Below are 17,869 nucleotides of genomic sequence, written 5' to 3'. Positions count from 1 at the left end.
TACTAAATAATACAAAAAATAACTTAAATTGTTCGCCCGCTATAAAAATTTAATATTGGCGGTTTACTAATTAGTTACAAATGAATTCATTAAATTTAAATATATCTTTTGAACAATACGAAAGTATTACAGAATTAACATTGGCGGATAGAACCCTTTGCGAACTTTCAGAACAGGCTTTAAATACTTCTTATTCTCCCTATTCTAAATTTAGGGTGGGTACAGCAATCCGCCTGGCCTCAGGCGAAACCGTTCTGGGCAGCAACCAGGAAAATTTAGCTTATCCATCTGGTCTTTGTGCAGAACGTGTAGCTCTTTTTACCATCGGCGCTACATACCCAAATGCAGTGATTGAAAGTATGGCTATTACTGCCCAGACTGATCATTTTGAGATTTTAAAACCTGTTACATCTTGTGGCGGCTGTTTGCAGGTGATGGCAGAGTTTGAACGTAAGCAAAATGCACCAATCGAGGTGATTTTTTATTGCTTAAACGGAGAGGTTTTAAAAGTACCGAGTGTAAAAAGTTTACTGCCTTTTTCATTTGTGGAAGATCGGTTGGAGCGATAGGCGGGGAAGTATCTCTCGGCAGGTCGTCATTGCGAGAAGGCTTTTTCAGCCGCCAAAGCAATCTTAATGCACTCGCTATAACCCATAGTTGTAAGATTGCTTCGTCGTTCCTCCTTATAATGACGGCTTTTCTATCAGAATGTAATTCTTCCTTCCAGCTCTCGACCTCCGGACCTCCGACTTTTATCCTTATATTTGGTTTTTTAACCATAATGAAACAACTCTACATCCTTATTTTCTCTGCTTTTATTTCTTTTAGTGCAAATGCGCAGGCCGTACTTAAAAATAATGCGGTTTATAAATTAGTTTACTTCCGTTCGGCTGATGGGAAGCCAAAAGAAGACCGGAATGCAACCGTAGTAGTGGCTTCAGTAAATCAGAATTTAATCAGCAATGTTGGTATTCTCGGTCATAAGGCAAAGTATCCTTACGAACAGAGTATTGTAACCAAACCTGCGCAAATTTTGTTTCAGGTTGCTGATTTAGGTATAGATAAACAGATTGCAACTGCTGATAGCCTTGCAATTGGTAAGCAAACTTTTGAGTTGAGCAATGAAACCAAAATGATTTTGGGTTATAACTGCAAAAAGGCAACTACAGTTGTTAACTCCAATCGGATAGACTTATGGTATACAACTGATGCTGGAATAAAAGCTGCGCCAACCAATTTAGGCCAGAACCTTGGTTTGGTTTTAGAGCAGGTGCGTAATGGCAATAGCTTCATAACTGCTGTAAAAATAGAAGAAGTTAAAAATTCGAAAACGGTCGATCTCCAAAAAATAAGTGCTAAGCTAACAGATGGATTAACGTATAAAGATTTGCTTTGGAAAAGCCGGTTTACCACGCTAAGTGTTTTTAATAATGAAACGATTAATTTTATAGATAAACCACAATCGAACGATTCTGTATTCCGCTTTGCAGGAGGAACAGTAATTGCAAGAAAAGTTAAATTTCCCGAATACCAGTCTAATCCTAATGTTTTTGTCGATTTAACCGAGCAATCTAACGGCGATGCTTACGATAGAACAGGGTCTGTATTTATTATCCCGACTGATAAACAAATCAGTTTAATGGATGCGCTTAAAAATTCTGTTAAAGACCTGCCTGTTTATGATAATGGCAATGGAAAGAAATACCAGGGTGTTGTAGCCACAGCAAATTATAATCCCGTTATAGAGTTAATGCGCTTTTTTACCCCTTTTGGTGTTGGTAAATACAATACTTTAAAATTAAAGGATAAAAATTGGGCGGATAAAGTTTACTACAGACAGGATGTTTCAGAATTGTTTCCGCTGGTAAATGGCAAAGAGGTCTGGATTGCAGTTTTTATTGGTAACTATGATAAAGGCGGACATAAAGTTTCTTTAAATATAACACTGCATAATGGTGGAAGACCAAAAGAAGCCAAAGAAGTGATTTTGCCTTTATTTAATTCGACCAATGTAATGGAAATGGCCGGACAAGAATATGCAACCATGTTTAGCAGCGATAAAGGATTGGAAGTTTCTTTTACCTTAACCAAAGACCTAAAAGATGCCAAACTGCGTTACATTACAACCGGCCATGGTGGCTGGGGAAATGGCGATGAGTTTGTGCCACGGAAAAACACCATCTGGCTGGATGAGAAAGAAGCATTCGCCTTTACACCATGGCGCCAGGACTGCGGTTCTTACCGCTTATCGAATCCTGCATCCGGAAATTTTGAAACAGGCCTTTCCTCGTCGGATTTAAGCCGCTCTAACTGGTGCCCGGGAACGGTTACCAATCCGGAGTGGATTAGTTTAGGAGATTTAAAGGCAGGTGTGCATACCATAAAAGTAACCATCCCGATGGGTAAGCCGGAAGGCGGCAGCTCTAGTGCCTGGAATGTTTCGGGCGTGTTGTTGGGGGGGGAGTAGTCAAATTATTTGTCATCCTGAACGCAGTGAAGGATCTTTTTCTTACTCTTATTTACCATATAAGACATTTAATATAATATAAGCTCAAATGGCCACATTTTTTGTTGCTCGGTCCTAAAAGCGCGTGGCTTGATCTTATGCATCCTGCCGCCCTAAATAGCAGCACAAAACTATTTTTCTAAACCGGATTGCAGGGGAGATCCTTTTTTGAGGCCATGAGCAGTGGGGCAGGAGGACAAAAAAGATCGCATCGAAAAGCCGGAGTAACACTTAACAAAACTTAAGGAACCTGCTTTCCAAATCAACACAAACAAATTTAGATTTCGGCAGGTGAGACACCAGCCGATAGGATGGAAAAACGAATTTTCCATCTGGAAATGTGAATAACCTCTCTTCATTCTATGCAATCATTTTTATTATATTTACGGCTGCCAATTTTTGTAGATAAATGAGTGAAGAATTAGATCAAAACGTAAACGAAGAGCACAAACATACCATAACCCCAATCAACGGTTTATACGAAAACTGGTTTCTCGATTATGCGTCTTATGTAATTCTCGACAGGGCAGTTCCACACATTAATGATGGATTAAAGCCCGTTCAACGACGCATTATGCACTCTTTGAAAGAGATGGATGATGGGCGTTTCAACAAAGCAGCCAACGTAATCGGTAACACCATGAAATATCACCCGCATGGTGATGCCTCTATTGGCGATGCGATGGTGCAGATTGGGCAAAAAGATTTATTGATTGATATGCAGGGTAACTGGGGCGATCCGGTTACCGGCGATAGTGCTGCTGCACCACGTTATATCGAGGCACGTTTATCAAAATTTGCCAACGATGTGGTGTTTAACCCAGATACTACCGAATGGCAGTTAAGTTATGATGGGCGTAACAACGAACCAATCACTTTACCGGTAAAATTCCCTTTGTTATTGGCACAAGGGGCTGAGGGTATTGCCGTGGGTTTGGCTACCAAGGTAATGCCACACAATTTTATCGAATTGCTGGATGCCTCGATAGAAGCGCTTAAAGGGGTGCGACCGAATATATTGCCCGATTTCTTTACGGGCGGTATGGCCGATTTCTCGAATTACAATGAAGGACAACGTGGAGGTAAAATCCGGGTACGTGCAAAAATAACCGAGAAGGATAAAAAAACTTTGGTGATTACCGAAGTTCCGTTCAGTACCACAACGGGTTCTGTTATCGATAGTATTTTATCGGCCAATGATAAAGGCAAAATCAAGATTAAAAAAATTGAAGATAATACGGCGGCCAATGTAGAAATTGTAGTGCACCTTGCACCAGGCATTTCGCCTGATGTTACCATTGATGCATTGTATGCCTTTACGGCTTGTGAGGTGTCGATTTCACCAAATACCTGTATTATCCAGGGTGATAAGCCACTCTTTTTGAGTGTGAACGATATCCTGATTGAAAATACCAAACACACTAAAAATTTATTAAAGAGAGAGCTGGAGATTCGCTTGCACGAGTTGCAGGAGAAAATTTTCTTTAGTTCTTTGCTTAAAATATTTATTCAGGAGGGGATGTACAAAAATCCTGAATATGAAAACTCAACCAATTTTGAAAAGGTTGTAGAAGTATTACATCTTTTATTTGAGCCATTTAAACCATCGCTTTACCGCGAAATTTTACCTGAGGATTTTAAGAAGCTGATTGATAAGCCAATGAGTAGCATCACGCGTTTTGATGTAAAAAAGGCCGATGAGCAGATGAAAAACCTGGAAGATGAGATTAAAGTAGTTAAAAACCACTTAAAACATCTTACCGATTACGCCATTGCCTGGTACCAGAAATTATTGAGTAAATATGGAAAAGGAAGGGAGCGTAAAACCGAAATCCGTTTATTCGATCGGGTAGAAGCATCGAAAGTAGCATTGGCGAACGTTAAACTGTACATGAACCGTGAGGACGGATTTATTGGATCAGGTTTGCGTAAGGATGAATTTGTGGCCGATTGTTCGGATATAGACGAGGTAATTGTTTTTCGTGAAGATGGTAAATGTATCATCACCAAGGTGGCCGATAAAACCTTTGTAGGTAAAGGTATTATTCATGCCCAGGTGTTTAAGAAAAACGACGAGCGTACTATTTACAACATGGTTTATAAAGATGGTGCCAGCGGTACATCTTATATTAAGAGGTTTGCCGTAGTTGGGGTAACACGCGATAAGGAATACGATTTAACCAAAGGATCGAAAGGTTCAAAGGTTTTATATTTTACCGCCAACCCGAATGGTGAAGCGGAAATTGTGAATGTTGCCTTGAAACCGCATTCTAAATTGCGTAAACTTCAGTTCGATCAGGATTTTGCAGAAGTGGCCATTAAAGGACGTGGATCGCAGGGGAATATCATTTCAAAATACCCGGTTAAGAAGATCACTTTGAAGAGTAAAGGCGTTTCTACCTTATCGGGTCTTAAAATCTGGTACGATGATTTATTAAAGCGCTTAAATGTTGATGGCCGTGGAAAATACCTGGGCGAATTTGATGGCGATGACCGCATTTTACAGGTACATAAAGATGGTTACTACGAGTTAAGTTCTTTCGAACTGAGCAATCACTTTGATGATGGATTAATCTTGATTCAGAAGTTTGATCCTGAACAGATTTTTGCCGCTGTTCATTTTGAAGGCAAAGCGCAGAACTATTTTATCAAACGTTTTGCATTCGAACTGCAAGCTAACGGGAGGAAAACCATTTTTATAAGCGAGGAGCAGAAATCGAAGTTGCTGTACCTTACTTCAAATCCGGCAGCGAAAATTATCGTCGATGTTTTAAAGGGCAAAACCCAGATTCCGGAAACATTGGATTTAACCTTGGCTGAATTGATTGATGTTAAAGGGTTAAAAGCAAATGGCAATCGATTATCGCCACATGATGTACAGAAAGTGGTATTAGAAGAACCTGAAGTGGCTGTTGAAGAACCTGAAGAAACCAGTGTTGAGGAAAATGAGGATGATGGCATAACGGCTAATGAGGCGGTTAGTAATGAAGAAACGGCAACTGATACTGAAGCCAATGATGCTACAATTACAGATGAAGCTGTTGCAACGCAGCCAAAGCCTAAATTTGAACGTGCAGAAACACCTGTAGTTAAAGCGGATAAGCCAGAGGTAAAAGAAAAACCTGTTGCAGTAGAAAAGCCAGTGGTAGAAAAAACAAAGCCAGCAGCCGAACCTGTTAAAAAGGAAGAAGTTAAAACCGAAGAGAAACCTGAGTTAGAAGAAAAATCTGCTAAAAAGATAGATTTCGAAATTACCAATCCGGATGATATCGATATTGATGATAAGGGGCAGTTGGGCTTGTTTTAAATAGGCTTAAGAGTTGTCAACTTTAATGGCCTGGTGGCAAGAAAGTTGACAACTCTTCGTATTTCAATCAAAACATTTCATTTTTAAAGCTATATTTGCCATGCTCAAAGGGGTGCTTTTTGATGTTGCAATTTCTGTTGCCATCAATTTGCTGAGATTATACCCATTTAGAGGTTTAAACCAAAAGGTTTAAGGTATAGGGTTTAACCTTACCCCCTATACCTCAAACCTTACACCTTCTAATGAACCTGATGCGGGTAATGCCGCCGTAGGAAGAGGTTAAAATTTACAAAACTGTTTCGCCCCGAAAACAGTAGCTAATTGTTTTTTACGGGCTGCAAAGCAAATTATTGTAAATGAATTTTCAAGATTGGTTTAAGCTTTTTCAGGAGCAGATTTTACACACCTCATTAATCGAATGGCTGGCTGTTGGTTTTGGCGTATCTGAAGTTTTATTAGCGAAGAAAAATAGTATCTGGCTTTATCCAACAGGGATCATTTCTATTTTATTGGTGATGAGCTTACTATATAAAGCGAATTTATATGCAGAAATTGTACTGAATGTTTATTATTTGGTAATGAGCGTGTATGGTTGGCTAATTTGGAAAAATCAGGAAAATCATCACCATAAGGAGGTTCTATGGTCAACAAAAAAAGAATTACTTATAGCTGTTTTAATTTCTGTAATAGGATTTGGAATTTTCTACACCGCTCTAATCAATTTGCCTGAACATTTTGTAATTGCTAAAATAGATATTTTCTTTACCAAATCGGATGTTCCAATCGCAGATGCCTTTGTTTCTGCATTTGCATGGGCAGGCATGTGGCTGTTGGCCAAACGTAAAATAGAAAACTGGATATTCCTGAATATTTCGAATATTGTTGCCATTCCGTTGCTGTTTCATAAAAAGCTTCCGCTTATGGCCTGTTTAACTACGTTTTTGTTCGTCGTAGCTATATTTGGGTTTTTTGACTGGAACAAAATCATTAAAAAAAGCAAGCTCAAGTTGGCTTAATTAGATTCTACACAAAAAAAACATGAGTGAAACATTAGCAACTACCTGGCAGGAAAAAGTAAAAGCTTATGCCGCACTTTCTGAAAAAATGGGTAAACTTCATCCCGAAATTTTAGAACTGGCTTATCAGGAAAATTGGTTTAAACTTTTTGTGCCTGAAATTTATGGAGGATCAAACAAAAAACTCCCTGAAATTTTAAGACTGGAAGAAGAATTAGCAGAAGCCGACGGAAGTTTAGGCTGGACCATTACACTTTGTGCAGGTGCAGGCTGGTTTGCAGGGTTCTTAAATCCCGAATTGGCTGCAGAGATTTTTGCTAATCCCGAAGTTTGTTTTGCCGGAAGTGGTGCTGTTGGTGGTGTGGCCATTAAAATGCAAACTGGTTATCTGCTCAATGGAAAATGGAGTTATGCCAGTGGCGCATTACACGCTACTATATTTACCGCTAACTGTATTATTAAAAACGAAAATGGTGATGACATTTTGGATGAAAACGGAGAACCAGAAATTAAGTCATTCATCCTTAAAAAAGAGGAAGTAAATATTTTACCTGGTTGGTCTTACTTTGGCTTAATAGCCACAGGGAGCCATGCTTTTGAAGTTTGCGATTTAAAAGTTGAAGAAAATCGTGCCTTTAAAATTAACCAGCAAATTGAAGTGGCCGATTCTGGCTTTGACTATCCCTTTTTGCAACTCGCAGAAACCACGTTAACGGTAAATAGTTTAGGAATGACTAATCATTTTATTAAGCTGGTAGAGCAATCATTTTATTCCCGTTCCGGGTTAGGAAGATATAGCGAAGCGCAAATTTTGTTTTTTAATAATGAACTTAACCGCTGCAAAGAAGAAGTGTTAAGCCTTCGTGCAAAATTCTATCATACTTTTGAGGAGTCCTGGAATCAGTTAATGAGTAATGGAGAAGTTACTGATGACAAACTAAGCGAGGTAAGTTCAATCAGCCGTAAATTGGCCCATGCCTGTTGGAAATCGGCAGCTACTTTATTTCCATACTGTGGCCTAGAGGCTGCAAAGAAGGAGTCAGAAATTAACAGGGTTTGGAGAGATATTCATACGGCAAGCCAACATGCTTTACTTACTTTCGAAATTTAATTATTCCAAAAGCTCTGTTTTAATTTTATCTCTAAAATCAGTAGCAAACTTATTCAGTTTTGGTTGTATTACAAATGCGCAATAAGGTTTTCCCTGGTTGTTGCTAAAATAGTTCTGATGGTAGTCTTCAGCCTCATAAAATTCGGTTGCAGGAGAAACTTCTGTGGTAATGGGCTTGTCGAAAATGTGCTGTTTGGTTAAATCTTCGATCATTTTCTCCGTCAGTTTTCTCTGATCTTCATTTTTGTAAAACACTACCGATCTGTATTGCGTACCCACATCATTACCCTGTCTATTCAGGGTTGTTGGGTTGTGGGTTTTAAAGAATACCAATAACAACTCACTAAACGAAATAACGCTTTCGTCAAACGTAATTTGAATTACTTCTGCGTGTCCGGTATTGCCATTACAAATTTCCATATAAGTAGGATGCTTTAAATCTCCCCCCATATAACCAGATGTAACCTTGCTTACGCCATTCAGTGTCTGAAAAACGGCTTCTGTACACCAAAAACAGCCTCCGCCAAATGTTGCTATTTGCATATTCTACATGTATAAAATCTGTTCCAATTTTTAGGTCGATCAAAAAAAGACATTTTTTTGAAATTAAGGATTGATCATATATCGATTATTCCTATAAGTTTTAATTAGATGGCGTCTGGACAGCACATTTATATAAATACACAACCAAATTTATCTATTTAGCGGTAAAATAAAAAAGCCTGTAATCGTAATTACAGGCTTCAATTTTTATTGATATTGGATATATATCGGTTTTGGTTTAAGCTTTAACAACTCTTCCGGAGTCATCAAACGCTTCGGGTCTTTCTTTAAATCATTTTTGTAAAATAATTTAAAGCCTGTAAACTGTACCGGCTCGCCCTGTATAAAGTGGCGATAGGTGCCTATTTTCAAATCGGGTTCGCCCCATCCATCCATATGCATTACCACCTGTACTTCTGGGCGTAATTTAATGTTAGCTGAATTGGTTACCATTTTCTTTGTAAAGCGGTGCAATACAAATACTTTTGGAGGCAAATTGTGTTTTTTAACAATATCGGCTAAGTACTGCGTTACATAATTTACATCGGCAGCATCATAAGTGCCGATTTTTCTGCCAGGTAATGAACCATCCTTCATTGAAAATTCCGGGTCGATACCTAAATGTACATAAGGCAGTTCAAGATATTTTTCGATGTGCGGTAATTCTGCTTTTATGGTACTTAAAGCCACCTGAAGATCTAAAAATACAATTGTGTTAGGTTGCATTTTGGCAATTTTTAAAACAGAATCGATCTGTTTATTACCCATCCTGTTGATATATTTTCCATCTTTCCCTGGTGTTCCACTTGCTACTGCGGCAATGTAGTGTAACCCTGGTTGTACAGGGGTAGTAGGATCAGCTTTTTCCCAATGTTTAACTTCAGCATTTAACCGTTTCCACATTTCTTTAGGCGCATACTCGCCAAGTGCCCCCATTTTTTTCGAATGCAGGTTTCCATAATAAACAACAATGCGTTTAAACGGTAAAATAGCCCCAGCTAAAGGATATGGTTGTTTTTTTACCGGCCATCTTCCGGTAGTATCTCCATTTGCCAGTTTTTTTACCAACGAATCGTAAAGCTTTGGATCAACCGGTTTCATTACGTTTACAGTTGAGTCGGTTTTCTTTTTAGTGGTATCAGATGAGAAGATTTTACCAACGCCGCCACTGCTCTTACCATCTGAATTACAGTTGGCGAATAAGCTGATTGCGGCAAAACCAAGTATTATGGTGCCTGCTAATTGAGGGAATTTCATAGAATATATTAGATAATTAAAATTTAGTCTTTTTCCGAACCGATGAAAGTAGGTCGGAAATCTGATAGTTTAAAATAAAGTAATCAACATTTACACATTACAGAATTTACCGAAAACGCCTAATGGCAATTTAATGCCTGATGTAGCCTGTAAATAAAGTTCTCCCGTCTCAAGATTTTTCACCGCAGGAAAAGAAGTACGGATTAAATTTTCAACAATTACCGAAGAAAAACCAAGGGAGTAGGTATTTAAAATTAAGAAATGTTCTTTTTCATCTAATAATTGTACTACATCCTGCATCATTTCCTGGATATGGTCTTCGAGTTTCCACTTTTCGCCATTAGGACCGTGGCCATAAGCTGGTGGATCCAGAATAATACCATTATATTTTTTGCCCCTTTTTAATTCTTTCTTTACAAATTTTAGTGCATCCTCAACCATCCAACGGGTATCTTTCAATCCTGAAAGCTCCTGGTTTTCATTTGCCCAGGTAACAACCTGTTTAATCGAATCAACATGGGTAGTTTCTGCACCTGCTGCATTGGCAATTAGTGATGCGGCACCTGTGTAGGCGAAAAGATTTAAAACTTTAGGCTGTGGTGTTTTAAATTTTTTAATAGACGAAGAGATGAAATCCCAGTTTACAGCCTGCTCAGGGAATACGCCCACGTGTTTAAAAGACGTTAAACCTAAGCGAAGTTTAATGGCCACTTCATCATTTTTATATTCTACATGCCAGCGATCAGGAATAGATTGATTTTTCTTTACCCATTCGCCCGATGTAGCCGAACGGCCTCTGAAAGTGATGTTGGCCGTTTTTTTCCAATCCTGTTCTGAGTATGTTTTTTTCCATACCGCCTGAGGTTCAGGACGGATAAGGGTTACATTTCCAAAACGTTCTAATTTTTCAAAATCCCCGCAATCAATCAGTTCATAATCTTTCCAATGGGTTGGGGCAAGTAATTGTATCATGTATTAAATAACTTTAAATTTGGGTAGCTTTTGATATATTGATCATCAGTTATCAGCGTTAAATCATTAGCTATTGCTTGTGAAATAATAAGCCTATCAAAAGGGTCTTTATGTATTAATGGTAATTTAGAATAAGTTGTAAAATCGTATTTAGATGGCTGAAGAATTTTTACCTGATACTGGTCGAGCAATTGATAAATGGAGTTTATATCATCTTTTAACTTCAGTTTTCCAATATTTAGCTTAATTGTGATTTCCCAAATGCTAACAATACTGATATGTTTCTCAGTATCAATATTGTTTATGATCTCTATAACCTTTTTTGAAATAGCATTATCTCCATTAATAAAAAATAGAAATATGTGTGTGTCTAATAAAAAACGCATTACATATAATCCTTTAGCTCATCTAATGGCTCGTTAAAGTCATCAGAAATATAAAGAATTGTACCTTTTGCAGCACCATATAAGCTTTTTGGTTCTTCGACAATATTTGTTTTTTCACTTTCCGATTTAGGAAAGCTCTTTGAATGTTTAGCTTTTAAAAAATCAATAAAATCTTCTACCTCGCTTACCATGCTTTCTGGTAAGGTTTCCAACTTATGAATGATGTTTTTCGTAGCCGCTGTCATAACTAAACAAATATAAGAATTTTCTTAAAACTTATCTTTTGCAGCTTTCATGAAGCGGCTGGCGAATACAAAATCATTTAGTTCCTTAATGTCGGTATGTGCAATTTCTTTATTACTACCTTCCCAGAATTTCTTTCCTTCGTGTAAGAATAAAATATAATCGCCGATACCCATAACCGAGTTCATATCATGTGTTACCACAATGGTTGTGGTTTTGTATTCCTCGGTAATTTCCTGGATCAATTCATCAATTACGATCGAAGTTTTTGGATCTAAACCCGAGTTAGGCTCATCACAGAACAAATATTTCGGATTCATGGAGATAGCACGTGCAATACCCACACGTTTTTTCATTCCACCAGATAATTCTGCCGGGAATAATTTGTTTTTACCTGCAAGGTTTACCCGTTCTAAACAAAAATCAACTCTTTCCAGCTTTTCTTTTCTGCTTTGATCAGTAAACATATTTAATGGAAACATGATGTTTTCTTCAACGGTCATACTATCGAACAGGGCAGAGCCTTGAAATAACATACCGATTTCTTTACGCACTTCAATACGCTGCTCGTAAGTCATTGGTGTAAAATCGCGGCCATCGTATAATACAGAGCCCGAATCTGGCTGATGTAAACCTACCATGCATTTCAGTAAGGTTGTTTTTCCTGATCCGGAACCACCAATAATTAAATTGGTTACACCTTCTTCAAACTTTCCGGAAATACCTTGCAATACATCATTTCCGGAGAAAGATTTATAAATATCTTTAATTTCGATCATTACAATAAAAGTTGAGTAACTAAATAATCGCAAACAAGAATAGAGATACAGCTAATTACAACTGCTCTGGTACTGGCCTGCGAAACTTCTAAAGCACCGCCACGAACATAAAAACCTTCATACGCCGGAACTGATGTAATGATGAATCCAAATACGAAAGCTTTTACCAGTGCTACTACGATGGTATAAGGATTAAAATCAGTGGTAATACCCTGAATGTATTCGGCAGGTGTTACCGCGCCTGACAGTGAGCCGCCCAGATAACCGCCTGTAATGCTTAGGAACATTGAAATAATAACCAGCATCGGCACCATAGTTATGCCCGAAATAATTTTAGGAAGGATAAGGTAGCCAGGTGCGTTTATACCCATGATTTCTAAAGCGTCAATCTGTTCAGTAACACGCATCGAACCAATTTCTGATGAAATGGCTGATCCTATTTTTCCTGCCAGAACAATTGCACTAATAGTTGGGCTTAACTCTAAGATACTGGAGTCACGGTTTACAGAACCGATAATGGTTTTTGGAATAAAATCACTAACCAATTGGAAAGCAATTTGTAAAGTCATTACTGCACCGATAAAAGTAGAGATAATAGCAATTAAACCTAAAGAGCCTACACCAACATAATCCATTTGTTTGGCGATTTCTTTCAGGTATATTTTCAGTTTTTCCGGCTTTCTGAATACAGACTTGAGTAGCAGGATGTATCTGCCGAAATTGGTAAAATTCATTCCGTATGTATTTGCTTAATTTAAATGATCATTTATAATACTACAAAGAAACGATAAAAAAGTTGGAGCGCTTTGCTAATTGCAAAAATATTCGTGGTTTTGAATATAAATATGGTTTTTTGTTAACAAAAATTAAACCATAAATAATGAAAGCTGTAATAACCGGAGCAACTAAAGGAATTGGTAGAGCCATTGCGACTAAATTTGCCCAGAACGGGTACGACTTAGTTTTGGTAGCAAGGGGTTTAGATGAACTATCAAGGCTTCGGGAAGACCTAACCCCTTATGGGAATGCTGTTTTTACCCATGTGGCAGATTGTTCGGTTAAAGAAGAAGTGTATGCTTTTTTTAATTCGAAAGCTATAAATTTTGATCACGTAACTGTTTTAGTAAACAACGTGGGAATCTTTTTGCCTGGCAGCATGCTTGATGAAGATGACGAAACCTTTGAAAGGCAACAGCACTTAAATACAAATGCCTGTTATTACATCAGTAAATTTTTTGGAAAAAAAATGCGTTCAGCCAAGCGAGGCCATATATTCAACATCTGTTCGGTGGCCAGTACAGTACCTGTAAAAAATGGAGGCAGTTATAGTGTAACAAAAGCAGCGATGTTAAGTCTTAATCATGTATTGCGGCAAGAGTTAGCACCTCACAAGGTTAAAGTAACTGCATTTTTGCCAGGCTCAACTAAAACTTCATCCTGGGAAGGAACAACAATTCCGGATGAAAAATTTGTTCAGCCAGAAGATATTGCAGAAACTTTGTTTACCATTTTAAACTTAAGTAAAGGGGTAAATGTAGATGAGGTTTTGATTACTCCGATTGATTTTTAAACACAAAAATGAACAACGTTATGGAAAAGAAGCTTTTTAGAAACGAACACGATAAGATGATTGCCGGTGTAGCTTCGGGACTTGCAGATTATATGCAGGTGGAGGTTACCATAATTAGGTTATTGTTTGCATTATCGGCTATATTTATGGCTGGAGGTGGCTTGGTTGCCTATATTATAATGTGGATTATTGTCCCGGTTAATAACGATCCGGCGGCAAGATTCTCGAAATTTAATGATTACTTCGGTAATAAAAACCCAAATCCACAACCATTCGGAAGTGCCGATCCCTTTGCCGGACCTGCTAATCAGGGGAATCAGAATTGGACACAACCTGTGGACGGTACACAGAAAACACCTTTCGAAACACAGCCAAATTTCGACAAATTCAATAAATCTAATGATACTGGTCGTACCATAGGCGGATTGGTGCTGCTCGTAGTAGGATGTTTTTTCCTGATGCGGGAAATGGATTTTATCCCTGATTGGTTTAGTATCCGCAACTTATTCAGGTACATGTGGCCGTTAATATTTATTGCTTTAGGTATAAGTATCATAGCCAAATCAAAAAGAAAGAACGATTGGGCGGCTTTTCAGCACCAACAGGAAGCTGAGCAACAAAAAGCAGCTGATTTTTCTGAAACCATTGTAGAAAATGAACCTGCAACACCAGTTAACAAAGATGATAATTCAACATCCGCTAACCCTCAAGTATAATTAAAATGAAATTAGATAGATTAATCTGGGGTATTATCCTGCTTTTTATTGGCGGTGTACTTCTACTCGAAAACTTTGGCGTAATCACTTTTTATTGGCGCAACGTTTGGAGCTTTTGGCCGGTATTCTTAATTATAGCAGGTTTAAATATCCTGTTTAATAAAAACAATTCGCAAACAGGCAGCATCATTTCTATTGGTGTTTTAGTGGTGGCTTTATCGTTCCTTTTTTATAAAGGACAACAGGTGCCAGAACATGGGAATTGGTGGGGACGCCATTTCAAAAAAGATATTGATGTAAATATCGATCACAATGATGATGACAACGACGATGATCAGGACACAACATCCTATCACTCCAGTTTATCTGAGCCATTTGTAGCTGCAGATAATGCCAAAAAAACGGTATTAAATATTTCAGGAGGTGGCATCTCTTTTAATCTTGATGGTGAAACAGCTGAGTTGATCAATGCAGATGTAAAGAAAAAACATGGCAACTTTTCTTTAAAGAAAGTCCTTACTGATAGTGCTACCGTGCTTACTTTCCAAATGGACGATAAAAAGAATAAATGGAATTTTGGTGATGGTGGTAACGATGTTGACTTCAAATTAAATAAAGAAGCCAACTGGGATATTTTAATGAAACTTGGTGCAGGCGAAGCAAATTTCGATTTTACTGATTATAAAGTACGTACTTTCCGTTTTGACGGTGGGGCAGCAGCTCTTGATATTACGTTTGGAGATTTGTTGCCAATAACTGATGTGATTGTAAAATCGGGTGTGGCCGATGTTAAAATCAAAGTACCTACCAACTCGGGCTGCAGGATTAAAACCAAAACAGGTTTATCGGCAAAGGACTTTGATGGATTCGAAAAACTGAGTGAGGGTGTTTATGAAACTTCGAATTACAAAACTTCCACTAAAAAAATCTTTATCAATTTAGATGGGGGATTGAGTAACTTTGAAGTAAGCAGATATTAGAAAGGTAGAAGGTTTTAAGGTAGATGGCGTAAGGCTTATACTTCGCTAACTGAAGTCTTAATAGCGCTTTGATCCTGCAATCCTAAAATCCAAACAATCTTGATCCAATCTAATGAATTCTGATATAAAGGCAGAAGGTTTTAAGGTAGAGGGTTTAAGGCTTTAGTCGGTCTAACTTTTATAAAACGCTGATCTTTAAATCTTATAATCCAATGAATCCTGATAAAGAAAAAGTATATATAGTTGTAATTAATGGTAAGCCACAAGGGCCGTATAGTTTAAACGAACTGAAAGATTTAAACATCACAGCGAATACTTTTATACGTAAACCCGGAATGGACGATTATAAAGAAGCTCATGCAATTTCCGAATTGCGTGAGCTTTTAGGTTTTAGCTATCAAAAAACTGCACCTCAATATTTCGCCGCTTTTGATCAAAGGTTATTGGCGTCAGTAATTGATCATTTTATTATTTTTGGAATATATAGCATCGTTATTTTAACGAGTTATATTTTTATTGAAGGTAAAGATCAGCGGATTATGGCTTTTCTAATCCCATTTCCATCCATATTTGTTATTAAACTCATTTATGGCAGTATTGCAGAGGCGTCAGCCAGTCAGGCCACCATTGGTAAAAAAATCCTGAATATTAAAGTAACTGATTTAGAAGGAAGCCAGATTTCTTTTGGCATTTCGCTGGTTAGAAACTTCTCTAAAATTTTATCTGTAATTCCTGTTTTTTTTGGCTATCTATATAGCTTTTTGAATAAGAAAAACCAGTGCTGGCATGATATTGCTGCCAATACTTTAGTGATAAAAGACAGGCTAATCTAAAGCCTGGCAGACTATTGCCTTAATTAAGATCATAGACCTGATGGTCGTGGAAATCCCTTTTGGGTGAGAGGATTTGTTTTTATTATCTTTTGCTGTCCTTCGACTCCGCTCTGGCTGACAGGAAAAGGATGCCGCTTCCATCCCGTTTATGAAACTTAGGTCAGTGCAATGATGCCAAACCCACCCACCGTTAAAAAATAGCCCAATTTCAATTAAAAGATGTTAAATATGAATTAAACTATTATTCTATTGATTAGTTTAGTAAAAATAATCTAATATGCTACGTATATTTCTCACCGCTGTTTTTGCTTTTTATCAATTTAGCTCTTTTTGCCAAACATCATCAGATTCGTTAAAACCTGTTAAGGATGAATATAATCTTGGGTTTGAAAAAATAATTCCTAATCCAAAGTCTTTTGTTGGGTGGAATACGGGTACAACCAAAAGTGGATATAAGGTAGAAGTCGATTCAACCCAAAAATATACGGGCAAATACTCCTTGTTGATAGAAAATATCGCCCAAGATGTAGAATCAAATTATGCCATGTCTAGCTTAATTATTCCTGCAAAATTTGATGGGAAAGAAGTAGAAATCAGATTTTATCTAAAATTAGAGCATGTTACCGGCCATGCAGATTTTCCATTTAGAATTGACAACGAGGATAATGACAAGTTACAATTTACCAATCTACTGGCGAAGAGGATATACGGAACGCAAGACTGGAAGCAATATAGCCTTAAATTGCCGCTTCAAAAAGAGGCCACAACAATTAATCTTTTTCCTTTGTTATATGGGCCAGGTAAAATGTGGATTGATGATGTTCAGGTTTTGATTGATGGTGTGGATATTAGTCAGGCTAAGATTAAGACAGATTACAACCTCAATCCGCCAAAACCCATTAATTATGGTGCCAATATTATCGCATCGGGTAGGGTGAAAGTGAAAGATGCTGAGTTATATTATGAAACTTACGGAAAAGGCGAGCCCCTATTGTTATTGCATGGAAACAGCCAATCCATCAGTGTTTTTAAAAAACAGATTAAAGCGTTCTCAAAAAAATATAAAGTTATTGCAGTAGATACCCGCGGACAAGGGAAAAGTGCCGATTTTAGTACTGGTTCGCTTTCGTACGATCTGTATGCTGAAGACATGAAAATATTACTTGATTCTCTTCATATCAATAAAACGAATATTTTAGGTTGGAGCGATGGTGGAAATACGGGATTGATTATGGCTGCTAAATACCCTAAATATGTAGATAAACTTGCTATTACTGGTGCCTGTACAAATCCAAATGATGCCGTTTCAACCAGCACATTAGAAGAAGTTCGCAAGGCTATTGAAAGCTTAAAAACGAAATTAGATGCTCAGTCAAAGTATCAGGTTAAATTATTTACCATGTTATTAACGGAACCACATCTTACGGCTTTAGATCTAAAGAAGATTAAAGCTCCGGTGTTGGTAATGGCGGGCGAAAAAGATATGATTTTAGAAAAGCACACCAGGTTTATAGCCGCTAATATTCCTAAATCGCAACTTTTTATTTTTAAGGGCGCTTCACACTATGTACCAGTAGAAAAGGTTTCCGAATTTAATACTGAGGTACTCAATTTTTTAAACCAGTAATACCTGTTACAGGTAAGAGTTTT

Annotated in this window: 17 protein-coding genes; 10 read left to right on the top strand and 7 right to left on the bottom strand. The window is 37.6% G+C overall.

Translation table 11 applies throughout. From position 1 onward, the window contains the following. Positions 1-80: 80 nt before the first annotated feature. The 5 genes from BCL90_RS09285 to BCL90_RS09265 all read left to right on the top strand — a co-directional run bounded on the left by BCL90_RS09285 (position 81) and on the right by BCL90_RS09265 (position 7,940). Complete coding sequence (locus BCL90_RS09285; RefSeq protein WP_121283741.1) at positions 81-569, top strand: cytidine deaminase; 489 nt, start codon at positions 81-83, stop codon at positions 567-569. A gap of 212 nt (positions 570-781) precedes the next feature. After that, a complete protein-coding gene (locus BCL90_RS09280; RefSeq protein ID WP_121283740.1) occupies positions 782-2,467 on the top strand; it encodes a PNGase F N-terminal domain-containing protein in 1,686 nt (561 codons plus the stop codon). Positions 2,468-2,915: 448 nt separating this feature from the next. Next, positions 2,916-5,813: a DNA gyrase/topoisomerase IV subunit A gene (locus BCL90_RS09275; RefSeq protein ID WP_121283739.1), complete on the top strand. Its 2,898-nt coding sequence runs from the start codon at positions 2,916-2,918 to the stop codon at positions 5,811-5,813. Positions 5,814-6,169: 356 nt separating this feature from the next. Beyond that, a complete protein-coding gene (gene pnuC, locus BCL90_RS09270) occupies positions 6,170-6,829 on the top strand; it encodes a nicotinamide riboside transporter PnuC (protein WP_121283738.1) in 660 nt (219 codons plus the stop codon). Between the two features lie 22 nt (positions 6,830-6,851). Further along, a complete protein-coding gene (locus tag BCL90_RS09265) occupies positions 6,852-7,940 on the top strand; it encodes an acyl-CoA dehydrogenase family protein (RefSeq protein WP_121283737.1) in 1,089 nt (362 codons plus the stop codon). On the opposite strand, the gene msrA is transcribed toward BCL90_RS09265, so the two are convergent. From msrA to BCL90_RS09230, 7 genes are all read right to left on the bottom strand, one after another. After that, positions 7,941-8,483 (bottom strand): peptide-methionine (S)-S-oxide reductase MsrA, encoded by a 543-nt coding sequence (msrA, locus tag BCL90_RS09260; protein WP_121283736.1) that lies wholly within the window; start codon positions 8,481-8,483, stop codon positions 7,941-7,943. Between the two features lie 207 nt (positions 8,484-8,690). After that, complete coding sequence (locus BCL90_RS09255) at positions 8,691-9,740, bottom strand: hypothetical protein (protein WP_121283735.1); 1,050 nt, start codon at positions 9,738-9,740, stop codon at positions 8,691-8,693. 90 nt (positions 9,741-9,830) lie between these two features. Continuing rightward, positions 9,831-10,712: a class I SAM-dependent methyltransferase gene (locus BCL90_RS09250; protein WP_121283734.1), complete on the bottom strand. Its 882-nt coding sequence runs from the start codon at positions 10,710-10,712 to the stop codon at positions 9,831-9,833. Beyond that, positions 10,709-11,098 (bottom strand): type II toxin-antitoxin system VapC family toxin, encoded by a 390-nt coding sequence (locus tag BCL90_RS09245; RefSeq protein ID WP_121283733.1) that lies wholly within the window; start codon positions 11,096-11,098, stop codon positions 10,709-10,711. The genes BCL90_RS09250 and BCL90_RS09245 overlap by 4 nt, the downstream gene beginning before the upstream one ends. After that, entirely contained in the window at positions 11,098-11,343 is a 246-nt protein-coding gene (gene vapB, locus BCL90_RS09240) for a type II toxin-antitoxin system VapB family antitoxin (protein WP_121283732.1), read from the bottom strand. The genes BCL90_RS09245 and vapB overlap by 1 nt, the downstream gene beginning before the upstream one ends. A gap of 24 nt (positions 11,344-11,367) precedes the next feature. After that, entirely contained in the window at positions 11,368-12,120 is a 753-nt protein-coding gene (locus BCL90_RS09235) for an ABC transporter ATP-binding protein (protein ID WP_086547603.1), read from the bottom strand. Next, complete coding sequence (locus BCL90_RS09230) at positions 12,120-12,854, bottom strand: MlaE family ABC transporter permease (protein WP_121283731.1); 735 nt, start codon at positions 12,852-12,854, stop codon at positions 12,120-12,122. The genes BCL90_RS09235 and BCL90_RS09230 overlap by 1 nt, the downstream gene beginning before the upstream one ends. 146 nt (positions 12,855-13,000) lie before the next feature. Between BCL90_RS09230 and BCL90_RS09225 the strand changes: the two genes are divergently transcribed. From BCL90_RS09225 to BCL90_RS09205, 5 genes are all read left to right on the top strand, one after another. After that, positions 13,001-13,690: an SDR family oxidoreductase gene (locus BCL90_RS09225; RefSeq protein WP_121283730.1), complete on the top strand. Its 690-nt coding sequence runs from the start codon at positions 13,001-13,003 to the stop codon at positions 13,688-13,690. 20 nt (positions 13,691-13,710) lie between these two features. Continuing rightward, the gene (locus tag BCL90_RS09220; RefSeq protein WP_166792121.1) at positions 13,711-14,406 is read left to right on the top strand and encodes a PspC domain-containing protein; all 696 of its coding nucleotides are present in this window, start codon (positions 13,711-13,713) and stop codon (positions 14,404-14,406) included. Positions 14,407-14,411: 5 nt separating this feature from the next. Further along, complete coding sequence (locus tag BCL90_RS09215) at positions 14,412-15,386, top strand: LiaF transmembrane domain-containing protein (RefSeq protein WP_121283728.1); 975 nt, start codon at positions 14,412-14,414, stop codon at positions 15,384-15,386. A 212-nt stretch (positions 15,387-15,598) separates the two neighbouring features. After that, positions 15,599-16,219, top strand: coding sequence for an RDD family protein (locus BCL90_RS09210; RefSeq protein ID WP_121283727.1), 621 nt, complete (start codon positions 15,599-15,601; stop codon positions 16,217-16,219). A 277-nt stretch (positions 16,220-16,496) separates the two neighbouring features. After that, positions 16,497-17,846 carry an alpha/beta fold hydrolase gene (locus tag BCL90_RS09205; RefSeq protein WP_121283726.1) on the top strand — a complete coding sequence of 450 codons (1,350 nt, stop codon included), beginning with the start codon at positions 16,497-16,499 and terminating at the stop codon, positions 17,844-17,846. The last annotated feature ends 23 nt before the right edge of the window (positions 17,847-17,869 follow it).

The sequence above is a fragment of the Pedobacter alluvionis genome (assembly GCF_003664035.1).
In the GTDB taxonomy this organism is placed as follows: Bacteria; Bacteroidota; Bacteroidia; order Sphingobacteriales; family Sphingobacteriaceae; genus Pedobacter; species Pedobacter alluvionis.
The sequence above is the reverse complement of the archived record's forward strand: the minus strand, read 5'-3'. Positions and strand labels throughout refer to the sequence as shown.